Here is a 20,777-nt window from a genome sequence, read left to right on the forward strand (position 1 = left end):
CATGAGCGCCCGGGGGGTATTCCGCGCCCCCCTTGTCCCGAACGTCCGCCCTGTTCAGGCCGGTCTTCCACCGGTTCGCCACGGCTTGCGCGACGGGCGCGACGGGCGGGGCTTGGGCTGCCGGGCGGAACCGGCGCGCAGGTGCGGCGGCACCAGGTCCAGCGCGGGCTCGGCGTAGGAGACGGACACGATCGTGTCGCCCACGTAGGTGAAGCTCGTCAGCGAGGCGAGCGTGCACTCGCGGCTGCGCGGGTCGTGCCACAGGCGGCGGCGCTCGACGAAGCTGCGCACGGTCCAGATCGGGAGCTGGTGGCTGACGCAGACCGCCTCCCGGCCCCGGGCGGCGTCCTTGGCGGCGTCCAGCGCGGCGGACATCCGCACCACCTGCTCGACGTACGGCTCGCCCCAGGACGGCTTGAACGGGTTGCGCAGGTGGCGCCAGTTCCCCGGGCGGCGCAGGGCGCCGTCGCCGACGCCGAACGTCTTGCCCTGGAAGAAGTTGCCCGCCTCGACCAGCCGCTCGTCGGTGGCCACGTCCACGCCGTGCGCCTTGGCGACCGGCTGCGCCGACTCCTGCGCCCGCTCCAGCGGCGAGGCGACGACGTGCGCGATGTCGTTGCCGTCGAGCGCGTCGGCCACCCGGTCGGCCATCCGGCGGCCCAGCTCGGACAGGTGGTAGCCGGGCAGGCGGCCGTAGAGGATGCCCTCGGGGTTCTCCACCTCGCCGTGGCGCATCAGGTGGACGACCGTGACCGTCTTGTCGCGCCGCACCGCGTCGCCCCGGACGGCGTCGTGCGTCCCGCTCATGCCGCGACCGCCCGGGCCGCGGCGCGGGCGGCGGCGGGCAGCGCGGCGGCGACGCGCTCGATCGCCCGCTCGTCGTGCGCGGTGGACACGAACCAGGACTCGAAGGCCGACGGCGGCAGGTACACCCCGGCCGAGAGCATCGCGTGGAAGAACGCGGTGTAGCGGAACGTCTCCTGGGCGCGGGCCCGCTCGTAGTCGGTGACCAGCTCGTCGGTGAAGAAGACGGAGAACATGTTCCCCGCGCGCTGCACCCGGTGGGCGACGCCCTCCCCGGCCAGCGCCTCGGTGACGAGCCCGCGCAGGGTGGCGGCCGTCTCGTCCAGCCGCGCGTAGGCCGCCTCGTCGAGCTGGCGGAGCTGCGCGACGCCGGCCGCGGTGGCCACCGGGTTACCGGAGAGCGTCCCCGCCTGGTAGACCGGGCCCGCCGGGGCGAGCGCGGCCATCACGTCGGCCCGGCCGCCGAACGCCGCGGCGGGGAAGCCGCCGCCCATGACCTTGCCGAAGGTCATCAGGTCCGGGGTGACGCCGTCGAGGCCGAACCAGCCGGCCGGGGAGACGCGGAAGCCGGTCATCACCTCGTCGGAGACGTAGAGGGCGCCGTGCTCGGCGCACAGCTCCCTGAGCCCGGCGTTGAACCCCTCGGCGGGCGGCACGACGCCCATGTTGCCGGGCGAGGCCTCGGTGATGACGCAGGCGATCTGGTCCGGGTGCGCGGCGAACGCGGCCCGCACCGCCGCCAGGTCGTTGTACGGCAGCACCAGCGTCTCGCCCGCCTGCGCGCCGGTGACCCCCGGGGTGTCGGGGAGCGCGAAGGTGGCGACGCCCGAGCCCGCCGCGGCCAGCAGGGCGTCCACGTGGCCGTGGTAGCAGCCCGCGAACTTGATCACCTTGGCGCGGCCGGTGAAGCCGCGCGCGAGCCGGATCGCGGACATCGTCGCCTCGGTGCCCGAGGACACCAGCCGCACTTGCTCCACGGGCGCGACGCGGGCGACGATCTCCTCGGCCAGCTCCACCTCGCCCTCGCCCGGCGTGCCGAAGGACGTGCCGCGCTCCACCGCGGCGCGCACGGCGTCCAGGACGGCCGGGTGCCGGTGCCCGAGGATCATCGGCCCCCAGGAGCAGACGAGGTCGACGTACTCGCGGCCGTCCGCGTCCGTCAGGTACGGACCGGAACCCGAGGTCATGAACCGCGGGGTGCCGCCGACGGCCCCGAAGGCCCGTACCGGGGAGTTCACACCACCCGGCGTCACGACGGCCGCACGGTCGAAGAGGGACTGCGATACTGGTGCTTCGTACGGATAGCTCACGCAAGCCATGGTGACAGAGCTTCGCGCGCTTGTGCGGCCGGGCGTTTCACCGGCCGTGGGCGGGGGAGGTCTCTGAGACGATGATCGGGTCAGCGCGGCGAGGGCCGCGCACAGTCGGGTGGTGACATGCAGCGCGGAGGCGGACCTGGCGAGGGTCCCGGGGACCTCGAACCGGAACGCGTACCACGGGGCCGGCACCGCGGCGATGCGGCGGAGAGCGAGAGCGTCAGGGGTGGCGGCCGCGTGGAGGTGACGTACAAGTACTTCGGCGCTCCGAACGGCGCCACGGCGGCGCGCGTGCCCCTGTCGATGCGGCCCGAGGAGCTGGGCGGGGACGAGCTGGGCCAGGGCATGTTCACACGCATCAAGCCGGAGACGGTGGCCGCGATGGTCCTCACCGGCATCGAGGGGATACCCCTGCACCGCGTCCCCCCGCTCGAACTGGTCGTGCTGCACCCGGACTACGCGGTGGTCAAGCTGCCGATGACGGTGGTCGACCCCCTGCGCGGCGTCGGCGAGGAGTCCGTGGGCGCCGCCGCGTTCATCTGGTCCACCGTTCCCGAACGCGGCGGCCTCCGCGACGCGTTCGACGTCTACCGGCTGCTGCACGAGTGGCAGGACTTCAGCCACCGCCTCCACGAAGCCGGCCACGAGGCCTACTGCCTCGTCTGGCCCTGACGCCAAGTCAGACGGCTCTGGCGCGGAGCCGGTCGGACCCGGCGCGGGCGGGGCATACTGGGTGGTGATGACGTGGGTGCGGCGTGGGGCAGGGGCGTTGGTCGGCTGCGTGATCGGCGTGGCGGGCGGCGCCGGGTGTGCGACGGTGCCGCTGGAGACGGCGGCGCCCTCCGCCGGACCGGCGCCGTCGCCCACCGCGTCGGAGAGCGGGTGGGACCCGGGGCCGGCGCTGAGCGAGCCGGTGCCCTACGCCAGTTACCTCGCCGCGCACGGCTCCGCCGCGCCCGACCCGGCGCCGCACGAGCCGGGCGCCCGCCACACCGCCCGGGCCGGGGCCGTCCTGCCGGGCGAGCGGTGCTCCGGCGGGGCCGGGGCCGTGCCCGCGGCGGACGGGGGCACGCTGTGGTGCCTCGACGGCACCTGGCAGGAGCCGGACGGAACGTTCCTGGCCCCGCTGCCGCCGCGCTGAGCGCCGGGCCGCGCTAGCGCAGGCGCAGCCGCACCTCGACCTCGTGCTCCCCGGGCGAGGTGCCGTGGTCCTCGGCGTCGAACGCGGCCGTCAGCACCCTCTTCACCTGTCCCACGGGCTCCGCGGGGCCGTCGAGGTCGACGTCCACCGGCTCGGACAGCGCGCTCGGCGCCGCCGTCGCGCCGGAGGAGCCGCGGCGGGTGTCGACCTCGGCGGACCACACCATGTGGCCGCCGTGGGCGCCGCCGTCCCCGCCGTCACCGTCGCCGCCCGCGTCCCGACCCAGCGCCTCCCGGCCCGCGGGCAGCAGTCCGGCGGGAAACGCGCTCTCCAGCGCACCGAACACCGTGCCCGCCGCCGCACGGCCGCAGCCGCTGACGTGGACCCCGACGTGGTACGCGTCCTCAGGCACACTCGTCATCCTTCGACCGTACGCCTCCCGCGCCGCCCGGGCACGCCCGGCTCCCCGGGCGCGGCGGCCCCGCCCGGCGGCCGGGCTCACCCCTGGTGGCGGGCGGCGCGGTGCGCCCACAGGGCGGAGCCGGGGGCGGCGACCACCAGCCACAGGGCCCAGGGGAGGGGGAGCGCGGCGGCGTGCACCGTGGCGGCCAGCGGCGGGACGGTGCACAGCAGGGCGCCCAGGGGGCCGCGGGCGTACCACAGGGCCATCTGGAAGGGCGCGGTGTTGCCGAACGGGGTCTCCACGCCGAGCGCGACGTGCGCGGGCAGGCCGCCGCGGTAGGCGCTCACCAGCGCCGCGCCCACCATCGTCGGCGCGGCGAGGAGCAGCACCGGCCAGCCGGGGTGCCCCGCGCCGGTGAGGGCGCCCGCGCCGCAGACCCCCAAGAGCCCGGCGAGCAGGGCGGCGGCCGGGAGGAGGCCGTGCCGCAGCGCCAGCCCGCCGCGGGAGTAGGGCAGCGGCCCGGCCCGGCGCGGATCGTCCCCGTCGACGCGGGCGGGCTCGGCCAGTTGGGCGGCGGCCAGGTAGAGGGCACCGAGTGCCAGGGCCGACACCAGCACCTGGTACCGCAGCCCGTCGGCCGGGGCGGCGGCCGTCAGCAGCACCGCGGCGGTCAGCGCGACGGCGGCCCCCAGCACGCGGGCCGGGGCGCGCAGCAGGCCGGTGGCGTCGCGCCAGGGGACCAGCAGCCACCGGCGCCGGGGCACGGGCAGCCGCACCCGGGACCGGCCGACCGCCTGGTGCGGGGCGCGCAGCGTCTGCCGGGCCGCCCGCAGCCGCAGCGAGAACAGCGACGCCGTCACCGCGCGGACGAGGTGGGCGCGCCGGCGCAGCGCCTCCCCGGGCACGCCCGGCGCGGCCCGCGCGCACCAGACCGCCGCGGCCCCGAGCAGCGCGGCGGTCAGCGCGCAGGCCACCGGCCACCGCGGCGCCCCTGCGCCGACCGCCGCCACCAGGGGCTGCACCGCCCACCCCCACGGCCCCGACCACAGCAGCACCGGTCCCAGCCAGTCCGGCACCCGCGCGGCCAGTGCGCACGCCGCGAGCGCCGCGAGGCCGCCGAGCACCACCCAGCCGGACGCGCGCAGACGGCGGCCGAGCCGGAGCACGGCGCGGTCGTACCGCTCGACGAGCACGCCCACCGCCACGCAGCCCAGCCCGAGCGCGGCACCCGCCCACGCCCCCGCCGCCGCCCCCGCGCCCACGGCCGCGCCGGGGAGCGTGCCGAGCAGGAACCCGGCCGCCGCGCCCGCCGCGCCGCCCGCGAGCGCGGTGCCGCAGGCGACGGCCGCCAGCCGGGGCAGCAGCAGCCGGCGCCGCAGCAGCGGCTGCGGCAGCGCCCACCAAGCGGTGGCCGGGTCGACGCCGACGGGGCCGTGCCAGGCGGCGTGGCGGGCGGCGAGCACCGGCCCGGCGGCCCACAGCGCGGGCAGCGCGACGGCGAGCGCGGCCGGCCACCCGGCCGCGCCGGGCACGCGCTGCCACCAGGCGCCCTCGGCGGCGGCGAGCAGGTACGGCGCGCCCAGCACGGCCGCGACGAGCAGGACGCCGTAACCGGTCACCAGGGCGCCGCGCCGGCGCTCCCGCCGCCCCCGGCGGTCCGCCGCGCGCAGGTGGGCCAGCGCGCGGCGGGTCGCGGCGTCCCGGGCGTGCGCGTCCCGGGCGGGCGCGTCCGGCGCCCCGGGCCGGCCGGGGTCCGCGTCAGCGCGCATGCGGATCGGCCGCCGGTTCCGGTGGGGCGGCCGGGCGGCCGGACTCCAGTGCGAGCACCCGGTCGGCGGCGCGCTCGGTGAGGCGGGCGTCGTGGGTGGCCAGGAGGACGGCGGCGCCGCGCCGCGCGTGGGCGCGCAACCGGTCGGTGAGCCGGGCGCGCGCCCGGGCGTCCAGGCGCTGCTCGGGCTCGTCGAGCAGCAGCAGCGCGTGCGGGCGGACGAACGCGGTGGCCAGCAGCAGCGCCTGCGTCTGGCCGGAGGACAGCGCCGCGGGCAGCGCGTCGGCCCGGTCGGTGAGGCGGTGGGCGGACAGCTCGCGGGCGACGGCCGCCTCGGCGTCCGCGTCGCGCAGCCCGTGGGCGAGGGCGACGAAGCGCAGGTGCTCGCCCACCGTGAGGTCCGGGTAGAAGGACGCCGCGTCCAGCACGGCGGCGATCCGGGCGCGGGTGGCCGGCTCGTCCTCGTCGACCTCGGCGCCGTCGAACACCACGCGGCCCGCCGTGGGACGCTCCCGGCCGGCCGCCAGCCGCAGCAGCGTGGACTTGCCGCAGCCGTTGGGCCCGACCAGCGCCACGCACTCCCCCGGCGCGACGGTCAGCGAGACGCCGTGCAGCACCTCGCGCTCGCCGTAGCGGTGCGCGACCTCCCGTACGGCCAGCAGCGCGGCACCGCGCTCCGACTCCGCCATCCCCACCCCTCACCGTGCGTCGGCGTCCATGGTGCCAGGGCCGGTAGCCTGCCGACCGGGCCGCACCACGCGCGCCGCAGGGCCGTCGAGCAGCACGTCGCCAGGAGGGCATCGCATGAGCAGCCGGACCGCCGTCGTCACCGGAGCCAGCAGCGGGATCGGCGCCGCGACCGCGCGGCGGCTCGCCACGGCCGGGTACCGCGTCGTGCTCACCGCGCGCCGCGCGGACCGCGTCGCGGAGCTCGCGCGGGAGCTGGCGGACGCCGGGCACGCGGCCGAGGCCCACCCCCTCGACGTCACCGACCGGGCGGCCGTCGACGCCTTCGCCACCGCGCTGGGCCCGGTGGACGTGCTGGTCAACAACGCGGGCGGCGCGCTCGGCACCGACCCGGTGGCCACCGGCGACCCGGCCGAGTGGCGCACCATGTACGAGGTCAACGTGCTCGGCGTGCTGCACATGACGCAGGCCCTGCTGCCCGCGCTCACCGCGTCCGGCGACGGCACGGTGGTCGTCGTCTCCTCCACCGCGGGGCTCGCCGTCTACGAGGGCGGCGCCGGGTACTCCGCCGCCAAGTACGGCGCCCACGCCCTGACGGAGACGCTGCGCCTGGAGCTGTGCGGGGAGCCGGTGCGCGTCATCGAGATCGCCCCCGGCATGGTGCGCACCGAGGAGTTCGCGCTCACCCGCTTCCGGGGCGACGCCGAGCGGGCCGACGCCGTCTACGCGGGTGTGCCGGACCCGCTGAGCGCGGAGGACGTCGCCGACACCATCGCCTGGGCGGTGACCCGGCCGGCCCACGTCAACGTCGACCTGCTCGTCGTCCGGCCCCGCGCGCAGGCGTCCAACCGCAAGGTGCACCGCACCGGCTGACCACCGGCGGGGCGGGGGCGCCGGCCGCCCGGCCGTCAGGCGACGGGACCTACGGGGTGCGGCCCCGGGGCGGCCGGGTCGTCGGCGCTCCGGGCGTCCGGCACGGCCGACGGCGGCACGGCGGACCCGGCGGGCGGGGCCTTGGTGTCGGCGCCGACCGCGCGCCGGGTGCCGCCCGCCCACAGCAGCGCGCCCGCCAGCAGCACGGCCCCGCCGAGCAGCCAGGGCGCCGCCCCCGGTCGCAGCGCCCCGACGAGCAGACCGGTGAGGGCCCCGGCGGCCTGGAGCGCCAGGGACTGCACGGACAGCGCGGTCGCCCGGGCGTCGCTCGCGACGCGGCGGTGCAGGAGGTCGTTCTCGTTGGGCCCGGCGGCGCCGAGCCCGAGGTAGACCAGGGCGTAGCCGGTGGCCGCGAGCACCGCGGCGAGCGCGCCGGTGAAGGCGGCCGTGGCGCCCAGCAGGAGCAGGCCGCCCGCCCCGGCCCCCAGGCTCACCAGGATCGCGCGCTCGCCGCCGCCCGCCACCCGCGCGGTGACCGGCGCGAGGTGGCTGCCGAGGGCCGAGCAGACGAACCCGGCGCAGGCCACCAGGGCGAAGAGCACGGCGCCCGACTCCGCCGCGCCGGTCATCGACGCGGCCCGTCCGGGCGCGAGCAGCTCGATGGTGGCGAGGGCTCCCCCGGCCGCGCCCGCGCTGAGCAGCACCCGGCGCACCAGCGCGTCGCGCCCGCCCAGCCGCAGTCCGCTCGCGACGGTGACCGGCACCCCGCGCAGCACCTCGCGAGCGGTGACCGCCACACGGGGCGGCTCCCGCAGGGCGGCCAGGACGTACAGCACGAAGCCCAGCTCGCCCACCGCGCCCAGCAGCAGCGGCACGGACAGCGGTACCACCAGCCCGGACGTCGCCGCTTCGAGCCGGGAGGCGAGCGCGGCGTCGAGCCCCAGCAGCCAGGGCAGCAGACCCCCGAGCAGGACCCCGGCGGCGAGCGCCGCGGAGGTCGCCGACTCGCCCCGCGCCAGCCCGGTGCGCAGCTCCGCGTCGGGGCCGGCGCACGCGTGGACGGTGTCGACGTACCAGGCCTCGGCGGGCCCGCTCGACAGGGCGCGGCCCGCCCCCATCAGCACCATGCCCCCGGTGAACGCCCAGGCGGTGGTGCCCAGCGCGAGGAAGGTGAGCGCGGCCAGGTTCAGCACACCGGCGGCGGCCAGGACGACCCGGCGGCCCACCACGTCGGACAGTCCTCCGGTGGGCAGCTCCAGCACGGCGGCGGTGAGCGAGTGCGCGGCGAAGAAGCCCGCGATGGCCGCCAGCGCCATGCCGCGCTCGGTGAACAGCAGCACGCCGGGGGCGATGGCCAGCCCCGCGGGCAGCCAGAACAGGGCGCTCACGGTGACGTAGCGCCGCCGGGCGGTGCGTGCCGCCCCGGCCGCGCTCACGCGGCGCCGTCCGCGTCCGGCCCGGCCTGCGTCCGTCCCTGCTCCGCCCGCCGCGGTGGCGGCTCCGACCCGGGCTCCGGCGCCGGCTCCCCTTCCGGTTCCGCGGGAGCCGGCGGCGCCAGCGGGAGACCGGCGGCGAGGAACACGACGTGCTCGGCGCGCGGGTCGCCCGCGTCCCGGTCGGTCAGCGCCGTCAGCTTCTCCTCGACCACCGCGAACAGCTCGCTCAGCGACTCCGGCGTGAGCCGCGGCATCCAGTCGCCGATCCCGGACGGCTCCACCCACGCGCCGTCCAGCCGTCCGGCGGCCATGTCCGCCTGGTGCCGGGCGAGGGAGGCCCCCAGGTGCTCGATCTGGCGCCTGCGCATGAGGTCGACGAAGGCGCGGCTCTCCGGCGAGGCGTCCATGGCCGCGTTGTCCCACGAGGTCAGGGAGTGCGCCGCGCGCCACCGGCGCTCCCGGCCGTCCCGGTGCTCGGCCTCCACCACGAAGTCGTACTTCGCCAGCACCCGCAGGTGGTAGCTGGTGGACGCGGACGACTCCCCGGTGACGGCGGCGAGTTCACTGGCCGTCGCGGGCCCCCTCTCCCGCAGCAGCCCCAGCAGCCGGACCCGCAGGGGGTGGGTGAGGGCCTTCAGGGCCGCCGCGTCCGCCACGGGGTCCAGTACGCGCTTGCGCTCGTCATCTGCCATGCCGGGAGCGTAGGAGCACCGGGAACACTTTGCCAAGAAGTTTTTGCAGAATTTGTTTGGGAAAACCATCGAGCCGGGCCCCACCGCCTGAGCGGCGGGGCCCGGTGGTCAGCCCTTGACGCAGACGACCTGCCTGAGCCGGGCGACGATCTCCACCAGGTCCCGCTGCCGCTCGATGACCTGCTCGATCGGCTTGTAGGCGCTGGGGATCTCGTCCACCACGCCGGCGTCCTTGCGGCACTCCACGCCCCGCGTCTGCTCCGCCAGGTCCCGCGCGGTGAACCGCCGGCGCGCCTGGTTCCGGCTCATGCGCCGACCCGCCCCGTGCGAGGCGGAGTTGAACGACGCCGCGTTGCCCAGGCCCTTGACGATGTAGGAGCCGGTGCCCATGGAGCCCGGGATGATGCCGTACTCGCCACGGCCCGCGCGGATCGCGCCCTTGCGGGTGACGAGCAGGTCCCTCCCCTCGTACCGCTCCTCGGCCACGTAGTTGTGGTGGCAGGAGATCACCGGGTCGAACACCGGCCGGGCCTTCCCGAACTCCCTGCGCAGCACGTCGAGCGAGAGCGCCATCATCACCTCGCGGTTGCGCCGCGCGTACTCCTGCGCCCAGAACAGGTCGTTGCGGTAGGCGGCCATCTGCGGGGTGTCGGCGACGAACACGGCCAGGTCGCGGTCGACCAGGTCCCGGTTGTGCGGCAGCCGCCGCGCCTCCCCGATGTGGTACTCGGCCAGCTCCTTGCCGATGTTGCGCGATCCCGAGTGCAGCATGACCCACACGGCGCCGGACTCGTCGACGCAGAGCTCCCAGAAGTGGTTCCCGCCCCCGAGCGTGCCCATCTGCCGGGCGGCGCGCTCGCGCCGGAAGCGCACGGCCTCGGCCACGCCGTCGAAACCCGCCCAGAAGGCGCCCCAGTCGGCCGTGGCCAGACCGTGCAGCCGGGCCGGGTCGACCGGGGTGTCGTGCGCCGCGCGCCCGACCGGGATGGCCGCCTCGATCCGCGACCGCAGCCGCGACAGGTCCCCGGGGAGGTCGTTCGCGGTCAGCGACGTGCGGACGGCCGACATGCCGCAACCGATGTCCACCCCGACCGCCGCCGGGCAGACCGCGCCGCGCATCGCGATGACCGAGCCCACCGTCGCGCCCTTGCCGTAGTGCACGTCCGGCATGACGGCCAGCCCCTCGACCCACGGCAGCGTGGTGGTGTTGCGCAGTTGCCGCATGGCGACGTCCTCGACGCCGGCCGGGTCCGCCCACATCCGGATCGGCACCCGGGCGCCCGGCACCTCCGTGTACGGCATGATCGCGTCAGCTCCCCCCTGCTCATGGACGACGACTCCCGCGCGGCAACGCCGACTTCGTGGCGGCCAGGGCGCGGGATCGGCTCCATTGTGGCCGCTCGCCACCACCGCGCGGCAACACGTTTTCCCCCCGGCACCGGCCGCACGACGCACCGGACCCCGGCGCGCACCGGGCGGCACGCGCGACGGACCACGGCGCGGAACGGGGGCACGCGCCACGGACCACGGAGGCGGGGCACGGACGACACGGACACCGGGCACGGACGCGCGACGTGCCGACGCGCACGGCCCGGGCCCGTGCGCGGAACACGCGAGCGCGGTTCACCCGGGCATGGGGGGCGCCCCCGGAAGTCCCGGGCGCGGACGGCACGCGGTGCACCCCGAACGCACACCGCGCCCGTCAGCACGCGACGCGCGGGCGCGGAAGGCACCGGTACGCGACGCGCGGGCGACCGGTACGGCCGGGGCGCGCAGGTACGGCCGGGTGCCCAGGCGCGCGCGCAGGCGCCCGCCCCGCGGTGGCGTCCGCAGTGACGTTTCTCAACCCCCGCGCAAGCCGGACATAGCGCCGCATATACGCTGGCGGGCCGGACGGCCGCGCGGCGCGTGCGGTAGACAATGGGTCTGCCGTCCCGACGACGGCGCGCCAGTGCCAGCTTGTTCTCGTCCGACCGTACGAGCCACCGGGAGGCCACCGTGCAGCGCAGGACGTACCTGGGCGGCGTCGCGGTGCTCGCGGCGCTGACCGCGGTCGTGACCGGCTGCTCCGGGGTGTCCGGGCAGGGCGGCGGGGCCGGCGACGGCACGTCCGGCACGTCCGCCGAGGCCACCCCGGCGGCGCCGCCCGGCCGCTACCGCACGCTGCCCGAGCCGTGCGGCGCGCTGGGGCGGGACGTGCTGCGCGGGGCGCTGTTCCCCGGCACGGAGTCGGACGGCGCGGGCGCCGAGGCGGTGGTGGCCGCCCTGGAGGGCGAGGCCGCCGTCACCTACGACACCGACCGGCGCGTCGGCTGCTCCTGGAAGAGCTCCACCGCGCTGGGCAGCCGCCACCTCACCGTGGACCTGGAACGCGTCGTCTCCTACGACCCGACGGTCAGCGACAACGACCAGGCGGCGGAGTTGTACGAGGAGCGCGCCGCCGAGGCCGACATCCCCGAGACGCCGCCACCCACGGAACCCGCGTCCGACGAGCCCACCGACGGGGCGACCGACGGCACGGCCGACGGCGGCGCCACCGACGGGGCGTCCCCCGTGGACGCGCCCGGCGCCGCGGACGGCACCACCGAGCGGACCGCACCGGAGCCGGACGCCGACGCCACGGGCGGCCCGGCCCGGGACGGGGCCACCGGCGCGCCGCCCCCCGACCCGGCGCTGGCCCCACGTCCCCTGGAGGGCGTCGGGGAGACGGCCTACCTCGACGACGAGCTGGTCACCGCCGACGCCGGGGTCCACCGCGACATCACGCTGGTCTTCCGCACGGGCAACGTCATCGTCACCGTCGAGTACGACCAGTGGTCCACCGACAAGCGCCGCCTGCCCGACAGCGGGGAACTGCAGGAACAGGCACTGCGCCTGGCCCGGCAGCTCGCCGAGCGGCTGGAGAGTTGACCCGAGACCGGGCAACCCGAGACTGGGAAAGCGAACACACCATGCTCCACACCACCTCCTCCCCCGCCGCCCGGGCCGGTGCCGTCCGGCTGCGCCGCGCCCTGGCCCTGGCCGCCGTGCCGGTCCTGCTGGTCGCCGGCTGCTCGGGCGGCTCCGACGACAAGGGCGGCGAGGCCGCGCCGTCCCCCAGCGCGAGCAGCGCGCCGCCGGAGCCGGAGCCGGTGAAGTTCGCCGAACTGCCGGACGCCTGCTCGGTGCTGCCGAAGAAGACGGTCGAGGACGTCGTGCCCGGCGTGGAGAACGAGAAGGGCAAGGCCCTGCGCTCCAAGGACACCGACACCTACACGAGCTGCCTGTGGACGGGCCTGGACGAGTACGACTACCGCTCGCTCACCGTCTCCCTGCGCCGCTACGAGTCCGACCTCACCCTGGGCACCGGTGACGAGCGCGCCGCCCAGTACGCCGAGGAGCAGGTCGCCAAGGTCGGCGGCGACGAGGCGCACGCGTCGGTGAAGGAGGCGCCGCTGGAGGGCGTCGGCGACAGCGCGACCGGGGTCGGCTTCGACGCCGAGGTCAAGGACGGCGACGCGGCGGGCGAGTACCGCCACCAGTTCATCGCCGCCCGCACCGCCAACGTCGTCGTGACCGTCGACTACTCGGGCACCGGGTTCGAGGACGCCAAGACCCCGAGCGCCGACGCGATCCGCGAGGGCGCCGAGAAGGCCGCCAAGGCCGCCGTCGCCGGCGTCAAGTAGCCCCGGCCACCCCGCACCCCCGCCCGGTTCGTGCCCCCGTCCCCCACGGGCATGCCCTTGACAACGTGTGCCAGGCTGGGCGCCGCTCACGCTTTCGAGGGCGTACCGCACCGGGAAGGGGTCCGCGCGTGTCCGTGCCGCAGCTCAACCGCACGCACCGGGTGCTCGTCGGGGTCGTCGTGGCCGGGGCCCTGGTCATCGCGGCCATCGGCTTCGCCGGCTCCTACGCGGCCGTCCGCGACCTGGCCGAGCGCAAGGGCTTCGGCGCCTTCGCCCCCTTCTTCCCCATCGGCATCGACGCGGGCATCGTCGTCCTCCTCGCGCTCGACCTGCTGCTGACCTGGCTGCGCATCGGCTTCCCGCTCCTGCGCCAGACCGCCTGGCTGCTGACGGCGGCGACCATCGCCTTCAACGGCGCCGCCGCCTGGCCGGACCCGCTCGGCGTCGGCATGCACGCCGTCATCCCCGTGCTGTTCGTCGTCTCCGTCGAGGCGGCCCGGCACGCGGTCGGACGCGTCGCCGACATCACCGCCGACAAGCACATGGACGGCGTGCGCCTGACCCGCTGGCTGCTGGCGTTCCCCTCCACCTTCCGGCTGTGGCGCCGCATGAAGCTGTGGGAGCTGCGCTCCTACGACGAGGTGATCCGGCTGGAGCAGGACCGGTTGGTCTACCGGGCGCGGCTGCGCGCCCGGTACGGCCGCGGCTGGCGGCGCAAGGCGCCGGTGGAGGCGCTGATGCCGCTGAAGCTCGCCCGCTACGGCGTCCCCCTCGCCCAGACCGCGCCCGCGGGCCTGGCCGCCGCGGGGCTCGTCGAGCCGGAGCGGCCGACGCCGGTCGAGCCCGCGCCGCGCGCCGCCCTGCCCCCGGAACCGACGCCGCAGCCCCAGCCGCAACCTCAGCCCGAGCCGCAGCCGCAGGCCCAGCCGGAGCCGGCGCGCCCGCACGGCACCGGGGACGGCACGCCCGGGCCCGCGCCGGAGCCCGCGCCCGGACCGCGGCGGGACGACGCCCCCGGGCCGCACCCGGCCGGGGCCGGGGAGCCGGAGCCGGGCCGGGAGTACATACGTCAGCCGGGGCGCCGACCGCTGCGCAGCCCCGCGCGGACCCGGCCCGCCCCACCGGAGCCCGCCCCACCGGAGCCCGCACCCGCGCCCGCGCCCGCCGCGGAACCGGAGCGGGCGGAGGAGCCGGTCGGCCTCCCCGACGGCGTTCCGCACGAGGACGTGTACTACGCGACGTACCGCGACCTGGCCGCGCGCGGGGAGCGGCCCACCGCGCGCAGCCTCGCCGTCGCCCTGCACGAGCGCCACGGGGTGACCAACCACGACGGCACCCTGCTCAGCGAGCGCTACCTGCGCCCCTACGTCCGCGAGTGCCGCGAGCGGCTCAACGAGGAGATCGGCGTCACCGGTTGACCCGGTGGGCCGCCGGCCGCGCGGCCGTCACCCCGCGAGGAGCTTGCGGACCCGGTCGGCGCCGACGGCCAGCAGCAGGGTGGGCAGCCGGGGCCCGGTGTCCCGGCCGACCAGGAGCCGGTAGAGCAGGGCGAAGAAGGCCCGCTGGGCCTGCTTGAGCTCCGGGGTGGGCTTCGCCTCGGGCGACAGCCCGGCCTGCACCTTCGGCACGCCGTAGACGAGCGTGGTCAGCCCGTCCAGCGACCAGTGGGTGTCCAGCCCCTCCAGCAGCAGCCGCAGCGCCTCGCGCTGGCCGTCGTCCAGCGTGTCCAGCAGCTCGGTGTCAGGGGTCGTGCGCACTCGGGTGCGCTGGTCGGCCGGGACGTGGGTGGTGACCCAGCAGGCGGCGCGGTCGAGCCGGGGCCGGGTCTGGTCCAGCGCGGTGACCGGACGCCCGGGGTCCAGCTCGCCGAGGATGCGCAGGGTCTGTTCGGGCGAGCCCTGGGCGACGTCCACGACGGAGGCCAGCGTGCGGTAGGGCAGCGGGCGCGGGGTGCGCGGCAGCTCACCGGCCGCGGTGCGCACCGAGCGGTCGTAGGCGGCGACGTCGGCGGGCTGCGCGGTGCCGTCGGCGATCCTGCGCTCCAGCGCGTCCCACTCGTCGTAGGTGCGCTGGATCTCCTGGTCGAAGGCGACCTTGAAGGACTGGTTCGGCTTGCGGCGGGTGTAGAGCCAGCGCAGCAGCGGCGCCTCCATGATCTCCAGCGCGTCGGCCGGGGTGGGCACGCCACCGCGCGAGCTGGACATCTTCGCCATGCCGCTGATGCCGACGAACGCGTACATCGGCCCGATCGGCTGCCGCCCGCCGAACACCTCGCGGACGATCTGGCCGCCGACGACGTAGGAGGAGCCCGGCGAGGAGTGGTCGACGCCGGACGGCTCGAAGGTGACGCCCTCGTAGGCCCAGCGCATCGGCCAGTCGACCTTCCACACCAGCTTGCCGCGGTCGTACTCGCGCAGCAGCACCGTCTCGGCGTGGCCGCAGGCGCAGCGGTAGGCCAGCTCCGTCGTCTCGTCGTCGTAGGAGGTGACGGTGGTGAAGTCCTTCTCGCAGCGCCCGCAGTAGGGCTTGTACGGGTAGTAGGCGCCGCCCGTGCCGCTGCCGTCGTCCTCGGCCGCCGCGCCGGAGCCCTCGGCGGCGGCCAGCTCGTCGGCGTCCACCGGCTTCTGCTGCTGCTTCCCCTGCTTCTGCGGCTGCCCCCGCTGGGCGCCCGCCCCGTCCGGGCCGCCCGGCTTCTGCTTGGTGCGGTAGCGGTCGAGCACCGCGTCGATGGTGTGCCGCTCGCGCATGGCCAGCAGGATCTGCTCGCGGTAGGCCCCGGAGGTGTACTGCTGGGTCTGGCTGATGCCGCGGTACTCCACGCCCAGCTCGGCCAGCGACGTCACCAGCGCGGCCTTGAAGTGCTCGGCCCAGTTCGGGTGCTCGCTGCCGGGCGGCGCGGGCACGGAGGTGAGCGGCTTGCCGATGTGCTCCGACCACGACGCGTCGATCCCGGCCGGCACCTTGCGGAAGCGGTCGTAGTCGTCCCAGGAGATGAGGTGCACGCACGCGTGGCCGCGCCGCCGGATCTCGTCGGCCACCAGGTGCGGGGTCATGACCTCGCGGAGATTGCCCAGGTGGATCGGCCCCGAGGGGCTGAGGCCCGAGGCGCAGACGATGGGTTTGCCGGGGGCGTGGCGCTCCGCCTCGGCGATGACCTCGTCCGCGAATCGGGAGACCCAGTCGGTCTCGGTGCTAGGAGCCACGGTCGGCACGTCCTTCTTTCGCGTTGCTGGGTGGTGCTTGCGCTTGGTCCGCGCGGCCATTGTCCCAGACGGCGCCGCACCCCCCGGCCGGGTCCCGCCCCCAGACGTTCGCCGCCCCCCCGGCCGCGTCCCGCCCCCGGACGGCACTGCCCCCCGGCCGGGTCCCGCCCCCGGACGGCACTGCCCCCCGGCCGGGTCCCGCCGCGTGGAAAGCCGTGCCGGGCCCAGGCACCCGCGTGGGATACTGCGCGGATACGTACCCACCGCCGATCGGAACGGTTCACCATCCATGGCTTCGGTCTCCTCACTCGCCGCAACGGTCCACCAGCGCGTCGCGGACGCCCTCTCGGCAGCTCTGCCGGAGGCCGCCGACGCGGACCCGCTGCTGCGACGCAGCGACCGGGCGGACTTCCAGGCCAACGGCATGCTCGCGCTCGCCAAGCGGCTGGGGGGCAACCCGCGTGAGCTGGCCGCCCGGGTCGTGGCGGGGCTGCCCGAGGACGACGAGGTGATCGGCGGCGTCGAGGTCTCCGGGCCGGGCTTCCTCAACGTCACCGTGGCCGACGCGGCGATCGTGCGCACGCTCGCCGCCCGGTACGCCGACGCGCGCCTGGGCGTCCCGTTCGCCGAGCGGCCGGGCACCACCGTCGTCGACTACTCCCAGCCCAACGTCGCCAAGGAGATGCACGTCGGCCACCTGCGCTCGACGGTCATCGGGGACGCCGTCGTGCGCATCCTGGAGCACCGCGGCGAGCAGGTCGTCCGGCGCCACCACATCGGGGACTGGGGCACCCAGTTCGGCATGCTCATCCAGTACCTGATCGAGCACCCGCACGAGCTGGACCACGCCTCGGACGCGGAGCGGGGCACCGAGGGCGGCGAGGCCGCGATGGCGCGCCTGAACCGGCTCTACAAGGCCTCGCGCACCCTGTTCGACTCCGACGAGGGGTTCAAGTCCCGTGCCCGGGACCGGGTGGTGCGCCTCCAGGGGGGCGACGAGGAGACGCTCGCGCTGTGGCACAAGATCGTGGACGAGTCGAAGATCTACTTCCAGGCCGTCTACGACCAGCTCGACGTGGAGATCCGCGACGCGGACGTGGTGGGCGAGAGCGCCTACAACGACGACCTCCAGCGGGTCGTGCGGGACCTGGAGGAGTCGGGCGTGGCCGTGCGCTCCGACGGCGCGCTGTGCGTGTTCTTCGACGACGTCAAGGGCCCCGACGGCACACCCAGCCCGCTGATCGTGCAGAAGTCCAACGGCGGCTTCGGCTACGCGGCCACCGACCTGGCCGCGATCCGCGACCGCGTGGGCACGCTGCACGCCGACACCCTGCTGTACGTGGTGGACGCCCGGCAGGCGCTGCACTTCCGCATGGTCTTCGAGACGGCGCGCCGCGCGGGCTGGCTGCCCGAGGGCACGGTCGCCCGGCAGCTCGCCTTCGGCACGGTGCTGGGCAGGGACGGCAAGCCGTTCAAGACCCGGGAGGGCGAGACGGTGCGCCTGGTCGACCTGCTGGGCGAGGCGGTGGAGCGCGCGTCCACCGTCGTCCGGGAGAAGGCGCGCGACCTCACCGAGCAGGAGATCGCCGAGCGGTCCGCGCAGGTGGGCATCGGCGCCGTCAAGTACGCCGACCTGTCCACCTCCATGTCGCGCGACTACGTCTTCGACCTGGACCGCATGGTCTCGCTGACCGGCGACACCAGCGTCTACCTCCAGTACGCGTACGCGCGCGTCCAGTCGATCCTGCGCCGGGCCGCCTCCGGGGACGTGCGGCCCGTCGCGCACCCGGAGCTGCCCCTGGCCGCGGCCGAGCGGGCGCTCGGACTCCACCTGGACGAGTTCGGGGCGACGCTGGCGGGCGTGGCCGAGAGCTACGAGCCGCACAAGCTGGCCGCCTACCTGTACGGGCTGGCCACGCACCTGACGACGTTCTACGAGCACTGCCCGGTGATCAAGGAGGGCGTGGAGCGGGAGACGTCCGAGAACCGCCTGTTCCTGTGCGACCTCACCGGCCGCACGCTGCACCAGGGCATGGCGCTCCTGGGCATCCGCACCCCCGAGCGCCTGTAGGCGCCGCCCCCCGGCATGCGAGAGGCCCCCCGCCGCGGCGGGGGGCCTCTCGCATGCCGGGGGGCGGCGTCAGCGCCCCGCGCGGAGCCAGCGGGCGGCCTCGGTCGCCCAGTAGGTGAGGATGAGCGAGGCCCCGGCGCGGGTGAAGCTCGTCAGCGTCTCCAGGATGGCCCGCTCGCGCTCGATCCAGCCCTTCTCGGCCGCCGCCTCGACCATCGCGTACTCGCCGGAGATCTGGTAGACGCCCACCGGCACGACGGCCTCCCGGGAGACGTCGCGCAGCACGTCGAGGTAGGGCAGGCCCGGCTTGACCATCACCATGTCGGCGCCCTCGGCCACGTCGAGCGCCAGTTCGCGCAGCGCCTCGCGGCCGTTCGCCGGGTCCTGCTGGTAGGTCTTGCGGTCGCCCGTCAGCGAGGAGTTGACCGCCTCGCGGAAGGGGCCGTAGAACGCCGACGCGTACTTCGCGGTGTAGGCGAACAGCGCGACGTCGGTGTGCCCGGCGCCGTCCAGCGCGCGGCGCACGTGGCCGACCTGCCCGTCCATCATGCCGCTGGGGCCGAGCACGTGGGCGCCCGCCTCGGCCTGGCGCACGGCCATCTCGGCGTACCGCTCCAGCGTGGCGTCGTTGTCCACCCGGCCCCGGGCGTCGAGCACGCCGCAGTGGCCGTGGTCGGTGAACTCGTCCAGGCACAGGTCGGACATGACCACCAGGTCGTCCCCGACCTCGGCGCGCACGTCCCGCAGCGCGACCTGGAGGATGCCCTCGGGGTCGGTGCCCTGCGAGCCGACGGCGTCCTTGTGCTCGGGGACGCCGAACAGCATGATCCCGCCGACGCCCGCCGCGACCGCCTCGGCGGCGGCCCGGCGCAGCGAGTCGCGGGTGTGCTGCACGACGCCCGGCATGGACGACACCGGCACCGGCGCGCTGACGCCCTCCCGGACGAACGCCGGGAGGATCAGGTCGGCGGGGTCCGTGCGGTGCTCGGCGACCATGCGGCGCATGGCCGGCGTGGTGCGCAGGCGGCGCGGCCGGGCCGCGGGGAAGCCGCCGTGGCGGTGGGTGCCGCCGTAGCCGTCGGTACCGGTCACGAGCGTGCCCTCCTCCTGGTCGGCCGCTTCTCGCTGGGCCGCTTGACGGGTTCGCCCGCGTCGACGGCCGCCGCCCGGCGCCGCGCGCCGAACTCGGCGAGCGCCTCGGCCAGCCTGTGCACCGACGGCTCCGGCGCGAGCACGTCGACGCGCAGTCCGTGCTCCTCGGCCGTCTTGGCCGTGGCGGGGCCGATGCAGGCGATGACGGTGACGTTGTGCGGCTTGCCGGCGATCCCGACGAGGTTCCGCACGGTGCTGGAGGAGGTGAACAGCACGGCGTCGAATCCGCCGCCCTTGATCATCTCCCGGGTCTCGGCCGGGGGCGGCGAGGCGCGCACGGTGCGGTACGCCGTCACGTCGTCTACCTCCCAGCCCAGCTCGATGAGGCCGGCCACCAGGGTCTCGGTGGCGATGTCGGCGCGCGGCAGGAAGACCCGGTCGATCGGGTCGAACACCGGGTCGTAGGGCGGCCAGTCCTCCAGCAGCCCGGCGGCGGACTGCTCCCCGGAGGGGACGAGGTCGGGCTTGACGCCGAAGTCGACGAGCGCCTTGGCCGTCTGGTCCCCGACGGCGGCGACCTTGATGCCCGCGAAGGCCCGGGCGTCCAGCCCGTACTCCTCGAACTTCTCCCGCACCGCCTTCACCGCGTTGACCGAGGTGAAGGCGATCCACTCGTAGCGCCCGGTGACCAGGCCCTTGACGGCCCGCTCCATCTGCTGCGGAGTGCGCGGCGGCTCGACCGCGATCGTGGGGACCTCGGCCGGGACGGCGCCGTAGGAGCGGAGCTGGTCCGACAGGAAGGCGGCCTGCTCCTTGGTCCGCGGCACCAGCACGTTCCACCCGAACAGCGGCTTGGACTCGAACCACGCGAGCTGGTCGCGCCGGGCGGGCGCGCTGTGCTCGCCGACGACCGCTATCACGCTCTGGCCGCCGTCCGCCGCGGGCAGCACCTTGGCCTGCTTGAGCGTCTGGGCGAGCGAGCCGAGCGTCGCGGCCCAGGTGCGCTGCCGGGTCGTGGTGCCCGCGAGGGTGACGGTGAGCGGGGTGTCGGGCTTGCGGCCGGCCGAGACGAGCTCGGCGGCGGCGACCGTCACCGCGTCCAGCGTGGTGGAGATGACCACCGTCGCGTCCGAGGCGCCCATCTCGGCCCAGCAGCGCGCGTCGGCGGTGCGGGCGTCGATGAAGCGCACGTCGGTGCCGTGCTCGTCGCGCAGCGGCACCCCGGCGTAGGCGGGGACGCCGACGGCCGTGGCGATGCCGGGCACGACCTCGAAGGTGATGCCCGCCGCGGCGCAGCCCAGCATCTCGGCGGCGGCGTCGGCGTCCAGGCCCGGGTCGCCGAGCACCGCACGCACCACCCGCCTGCCGGAGCGCGCGGCCGCCATGACAAGATCTGCTGCACCGGCAGATGTGGCGGAAGTCTCGGCCGAGTCGTCCGCCGCTGCCTGCAGGGGTGTGTCCACGCCTGCCCGCGCGTGGGGCCGTACCACGTCGTGGACCTGGGGGTCGGCGACGAGCACGTCGGCCTGGGCCAGGGCCTCGACGGCGCGGAGAGTCAGCAAGCCCGGGTCGCCAGGCCCGGCGCCGAGGAAGGTGACGTGTCCCTCAGCGCCGTACAGGTGTCGC

At 76.2% G+C, this 20,777-nt stretch carries 18 protein-coding genes; 7 read left to right on the forward strand and 11 right to left on the reverse strand.

The features are described from left to right. Window positions 1-54: 54 nt before the first annotated feature. Complete coding sequence (locus tag OSB71_RS08420) at window positions 55-807, reverse strand: histidine phosphatase family protein (protein ID WP_265945977.1); 753 nt, start codon at window positions 805-807, stop codon at window positions 55-57. Then, the gene (gene hemL, locus OSB71_RS08425; protein ID WP_265945979.1) at window positions 804-2,123 is read right to left on the reverse strand and encodes a glutamate-1-semialdehyde 2,1-aminomutase; all 1,320 of its coding nucleotides are present in this window, start codon (window positions 2,121-2,123) and stop codon (window positions 804-806) included. Before hemL ends, OSB71_RS08420 begins: the two co-directional genes overlap by 4 nt. Before the next feature lie 117 nt (window positions 2,124-2,240). Here hemL and OSB71_RS08430 point away from each other — a divergent pair, with 117 nt between their 5' ends. Beyond that, window positions 2,241-2,792 (forward strand): hypothetical protein, encoded by a 552-nt coding sequence (locus OSB71_RS08430; RefSeq protein WP_265945981.1) that lies wholly within the window; start codon window positions 2,241-2,243, stop codon window positions 2,790-2,792. Between the two features lie 67 nt (window positions 2,793-2,859). Further along, window positions 2,860-3,261 carry a hypothetical protein gene (locus tag OSB71_RS08435; RefSeq protein WP_265945983.1) on the forward strand — a complete coding sequence of 134 codons (402 nt, stop codon included), beginning with the start codon at window positions 2,860-2,862 and terminating at the stop codon, window positions 3,259-3,261. A gap of 13 nt (window positions 3,262-3,274) precedes the next feature. Here OSB71_RS08435 and OSB71_RS08440 read toward each other — a convergent pair whose 3' ends face one another. From OSB71_RS08440 to ccmA, 3 genes are all read right to left on the reverse strand, one after another. After that, entirely contained in the window at window positions 3,275-3,682 is a 408-nt protein-coding gene (locus OSB71_RS08440) for a hypothetical protein (RefSeq protein ID WP_265945985.1), read from the reverse strand. Window positions 3,683-3,759: 77 nt separating this feature from the next. After that, complete coding sequence (locus OSB71_RS08445) at window positions 3,760-5,433, reverse strand: DUF6297 family protein (RefSeq protein ID WP_265945987.1); 1,674 nt, start codon at window positions 5,431-5,433, stop codon at window positions 3,760-3,762. Then, window positions 5,423-6,121 (reverse strand): heme ABC exporter ATP-binding protein CcmA, encoded by a 699-nt coding sequence (gene ccmA / locus OSB71_RS08450; RefSeq protein ID WP_265945989.1) that lies wholly within the window; start codon window positions 6,119-6,121, stop codon window positions 5,423-5,425. Before ccmA ends, OSB71_RS08445 begins: the two co-directional genes overlap by 11 nt. Before the next feature lie 115 nt (window positions 6,122-6,236). On the opposite strand from ccmA, the gene OSB71_RS08455 reads away from it, so the two are divergent. Further along, complete coding sequence (locus tag OSB71_RS08455) at window positions 6,237-6,992, forward strand: SDR family NAD(P)-dependent oxidoreductase (RefSeq protein ID WP_265945991.1); 756 nt, start codon at window positions 6,237-6,239, stop codon at window positions 6,990-6,992. A 35-nt stretch (window positions 6,993-7,027) separates the two neighbouring features. On the opposite strand, the gene OSB71_RS08460 is transcribed toward OSB71_RS08455, so the two are convergent. From OSB71_RS08460 to OSB71_RS08470, 3 genes are all read right to left on the reverse strand, one after another. Then, a complete protein-coding gene (locus OSB71_RS08460; RefSeq protein WP_265945994.1) occupies window positions 7,028-8,428 on the reverse strand; it encodes an MFS transporter in 1,401 nt (466 codons plus the stop codon). After that, the gene (locus tag OSB71_RS08465) at window positions 8,425-9,120 is read right to left on the reverse strand and encodes an ArsR/SmtB family transcription factor (RefSeq protein WP_265945996.1); all 696 of its coding nucleotides are present in this window, start codon (window positions 9,118-9,120) and stop codon (window positions 8,425-8,427) included. The genes OSB71_RS08460 and OSB71_RS08465 overlap by 4 nt, the downstream gene beginning before the upstream one ends. Window positions 9,121-9,228: 108 nt before the next feature. Beyond that, entirely contained in the window at window positions 9,229-10,422 is a 1,194-nt protein-coding gene (locus tag OSB71_RS08470; RefSeq protein ID WP_265945998.1) for an RtcB family protein, read from the reverse strand. Window positions 10,423-11,118: 696 nt separating this feature from the next. On the opposite strand from OSB71_RS08470, the gene OSB71_RS08475 reads away from it, so the two are divergent. From OSB71_RS08475 to OSB71_RS08485, 3 genes are all read left to right on the forward strand, one after another. Further along, window positions 11,119-12,030, forward strand: a complete 912-nt coding sequence (locus tag OSB71_RS08475; protein ID WP_265946000.1) for a hypothetical protein — start codon at window positions 11,119-11,121, stop codon at window positions 12,028-12,030. Window positions 12,031-12,071: 41 nt separating this feature from the next. Next, window positions 12,072-12,785 (forward strand): DUF3558 family protein, encoded by a 714-nt coding sequence (locus OSB71_RS08480; protein ID WP_265946002.1) that lies wholly within the window; start codon window positions 12,072-12,074, stop codon window positions 12,783-12,785. Between the two features lie 128 nt (window positions 12,786-12,913). Next, entirely contained in the window at window positions 12,914-14,203 is a 1,290-nt protein-coding gene (locus OSB71_RS08485; RefSeq protein WP_265946004.1) for a DUF2637 domain-containing protein, read from the forward strand. Between the two features lie 27 nt (window positions 14,204-14,230). Here the strand turns inward: OSB71_RS08485 and lysS are convergent, their stop codons facing one another. Further along, window positions 14,231-15,997 carry a lysine--tRNA ligase gene (gene lysS / locus OSB71_RS08490; RefSeq protein ID WP_265946006.1) on the reverse strand — a complete coding sequence of 589 codons (1,767 nt, stop codon included), beginning with the start codon at window positions 15,995-15,997 and terminating at the stop codon, window positions 14,231-14,233. A 280-nt stretch (window positions 15,998-16,277) separates the two neighbouring features. Between lysS and argS the strand changes: the two genes are divergently transcribed. Continuing rightward, entirely contained in the window at window positions 16,278-18,059 is a 1,782-nt protein-coding gene (gene argS, locus OSB71_RS08495) for an arginine--tRNA ligase (protein WP_265946008.1), read from the forward strand. Window positions 18,060-18,128: 69 nt separating this feature from the next. Here the strand turns inward: argS and hemB are convergent, their stop codons facing one another. Then, complete coding sequence (hemB, locus tag OSB71_RS08500; RefSeq protein ID WP_265946010.1) at window positions 18,129-19,151, reverse strand: porphobilinogen synthase; 1,023 nt, start codon at window positions 19,149-19,151, stop codon at window positions 18,129-18,131. Then, on the reverse strand, window positions 19,148-20,770 hold the full coding sequence (locus OSB71_RS08505; protein ID WP_265946080.1) for a bifunctional uroporphyrinogen-III C-methyltransferase/uroporphyrinogen-III synthase: 1,623 nt from the start codon (window positions 20,768-20,770) through the stop codon (window positions 19,148-19,150). The genes hemB and OSB71_RS08505 overlap by 4 nt, the downstream gene beginning before the upstream one ends. Between the last annotated feature and the right edge of the window lie 7 nt (window positions 20,771-20,777).

The organism is Streptomyces marinisediminis (assembly GCF_026262575.1).
Taxonomy (GTDB): domain Bacteria; phylum Actinomycetota; class Actinomycetes; order Streptomycetales; family Streptomycetaceae; genus Streptomyces; species Streptomyces marinisediminis.

Coding starts and splice junctions, on each gene's coding strand:
- OSB71_RS08420 (WP_265945977.1), bottom strand. CDS start 807: ATGAGCGGGACGCACGACGCCGTCCGGGGCGACGCGGTGCGGCGCGAC.
- hemL (WP_265945979.1), bottom strand. CDS start 2,123: ATGGCTTGCGTGAGCTATCCGTACGAAGCACCAGTATCGCAGTCCCTC.
- OSB71_RS08430 (WP_265945981.1), top strand. CDS start 2,241: ATGCAGCGCGGAGGCGGACCTGGCGAGGGTCCCGGGGACCTCGAACCG.
- OSB71_RS08435 (WP_265945983.1), top strand. CDS start 2,860: ATGACGTGGGTGCGGCGTGGGGCAGGGGCGTTGGTCGGCTGCGTGATC.
- OSB71_RS08440 (WP_265945985.1), bottom strand. CDS start 3,682: ATGACGAGTGTGCCTGAGGACGCGTACCACGTCGGGGTCCACGTCAGC.
- OSB71_RS08445 (WP_265945987.1), bottom strand. CDS start 5,433: ATGCGCGCTGACGCGGACCCCGGCCGGCCCGGGGCGCCGGACGCGCCC.
- ccmA (WP_265945989.1), bottom strand. CDS start 6,121: ATGGCGGAGTCGGAGCGCGGTGCCGCGCTGCTGGCCGTACGGGAGGTC.
- OSB71_RS08455 (WP_265945991.1), top strand. CDS start 6,237: ATGAGCAGCCGGACCGCCGTCGTCACCGGAGCCAGCAGCGGGATCGGC.
- OSB71_RS08465 (WP_265945996.1), bottom strand. CDS start 9,120: ATGGCAGATGACGAGCGCAAGCGCGTACTGGACCCCGTGGCGGACGCG.
- OSB71_RS08470 (WP_265945998.1), bottom strand. CDS start 10,422: ATGCCGTACACGGAGGTGCCGGGCGCCCGGGTGCCGATCCGGATGTGG.
- OSB71_RS08480 (WP_265946002.1), top strand. CDS start 12,072: ATGCTCCACACCACCTCCTCCCCCGCCGCCCGGGCCGGTGCCGTCCGG.
- argS (WP_265946008.1), top strand. CDS start 16,278: ATGGCTTCGGTCTCCTCACTCGCCGCAACGGTCCACCAGCGCGTCGCG.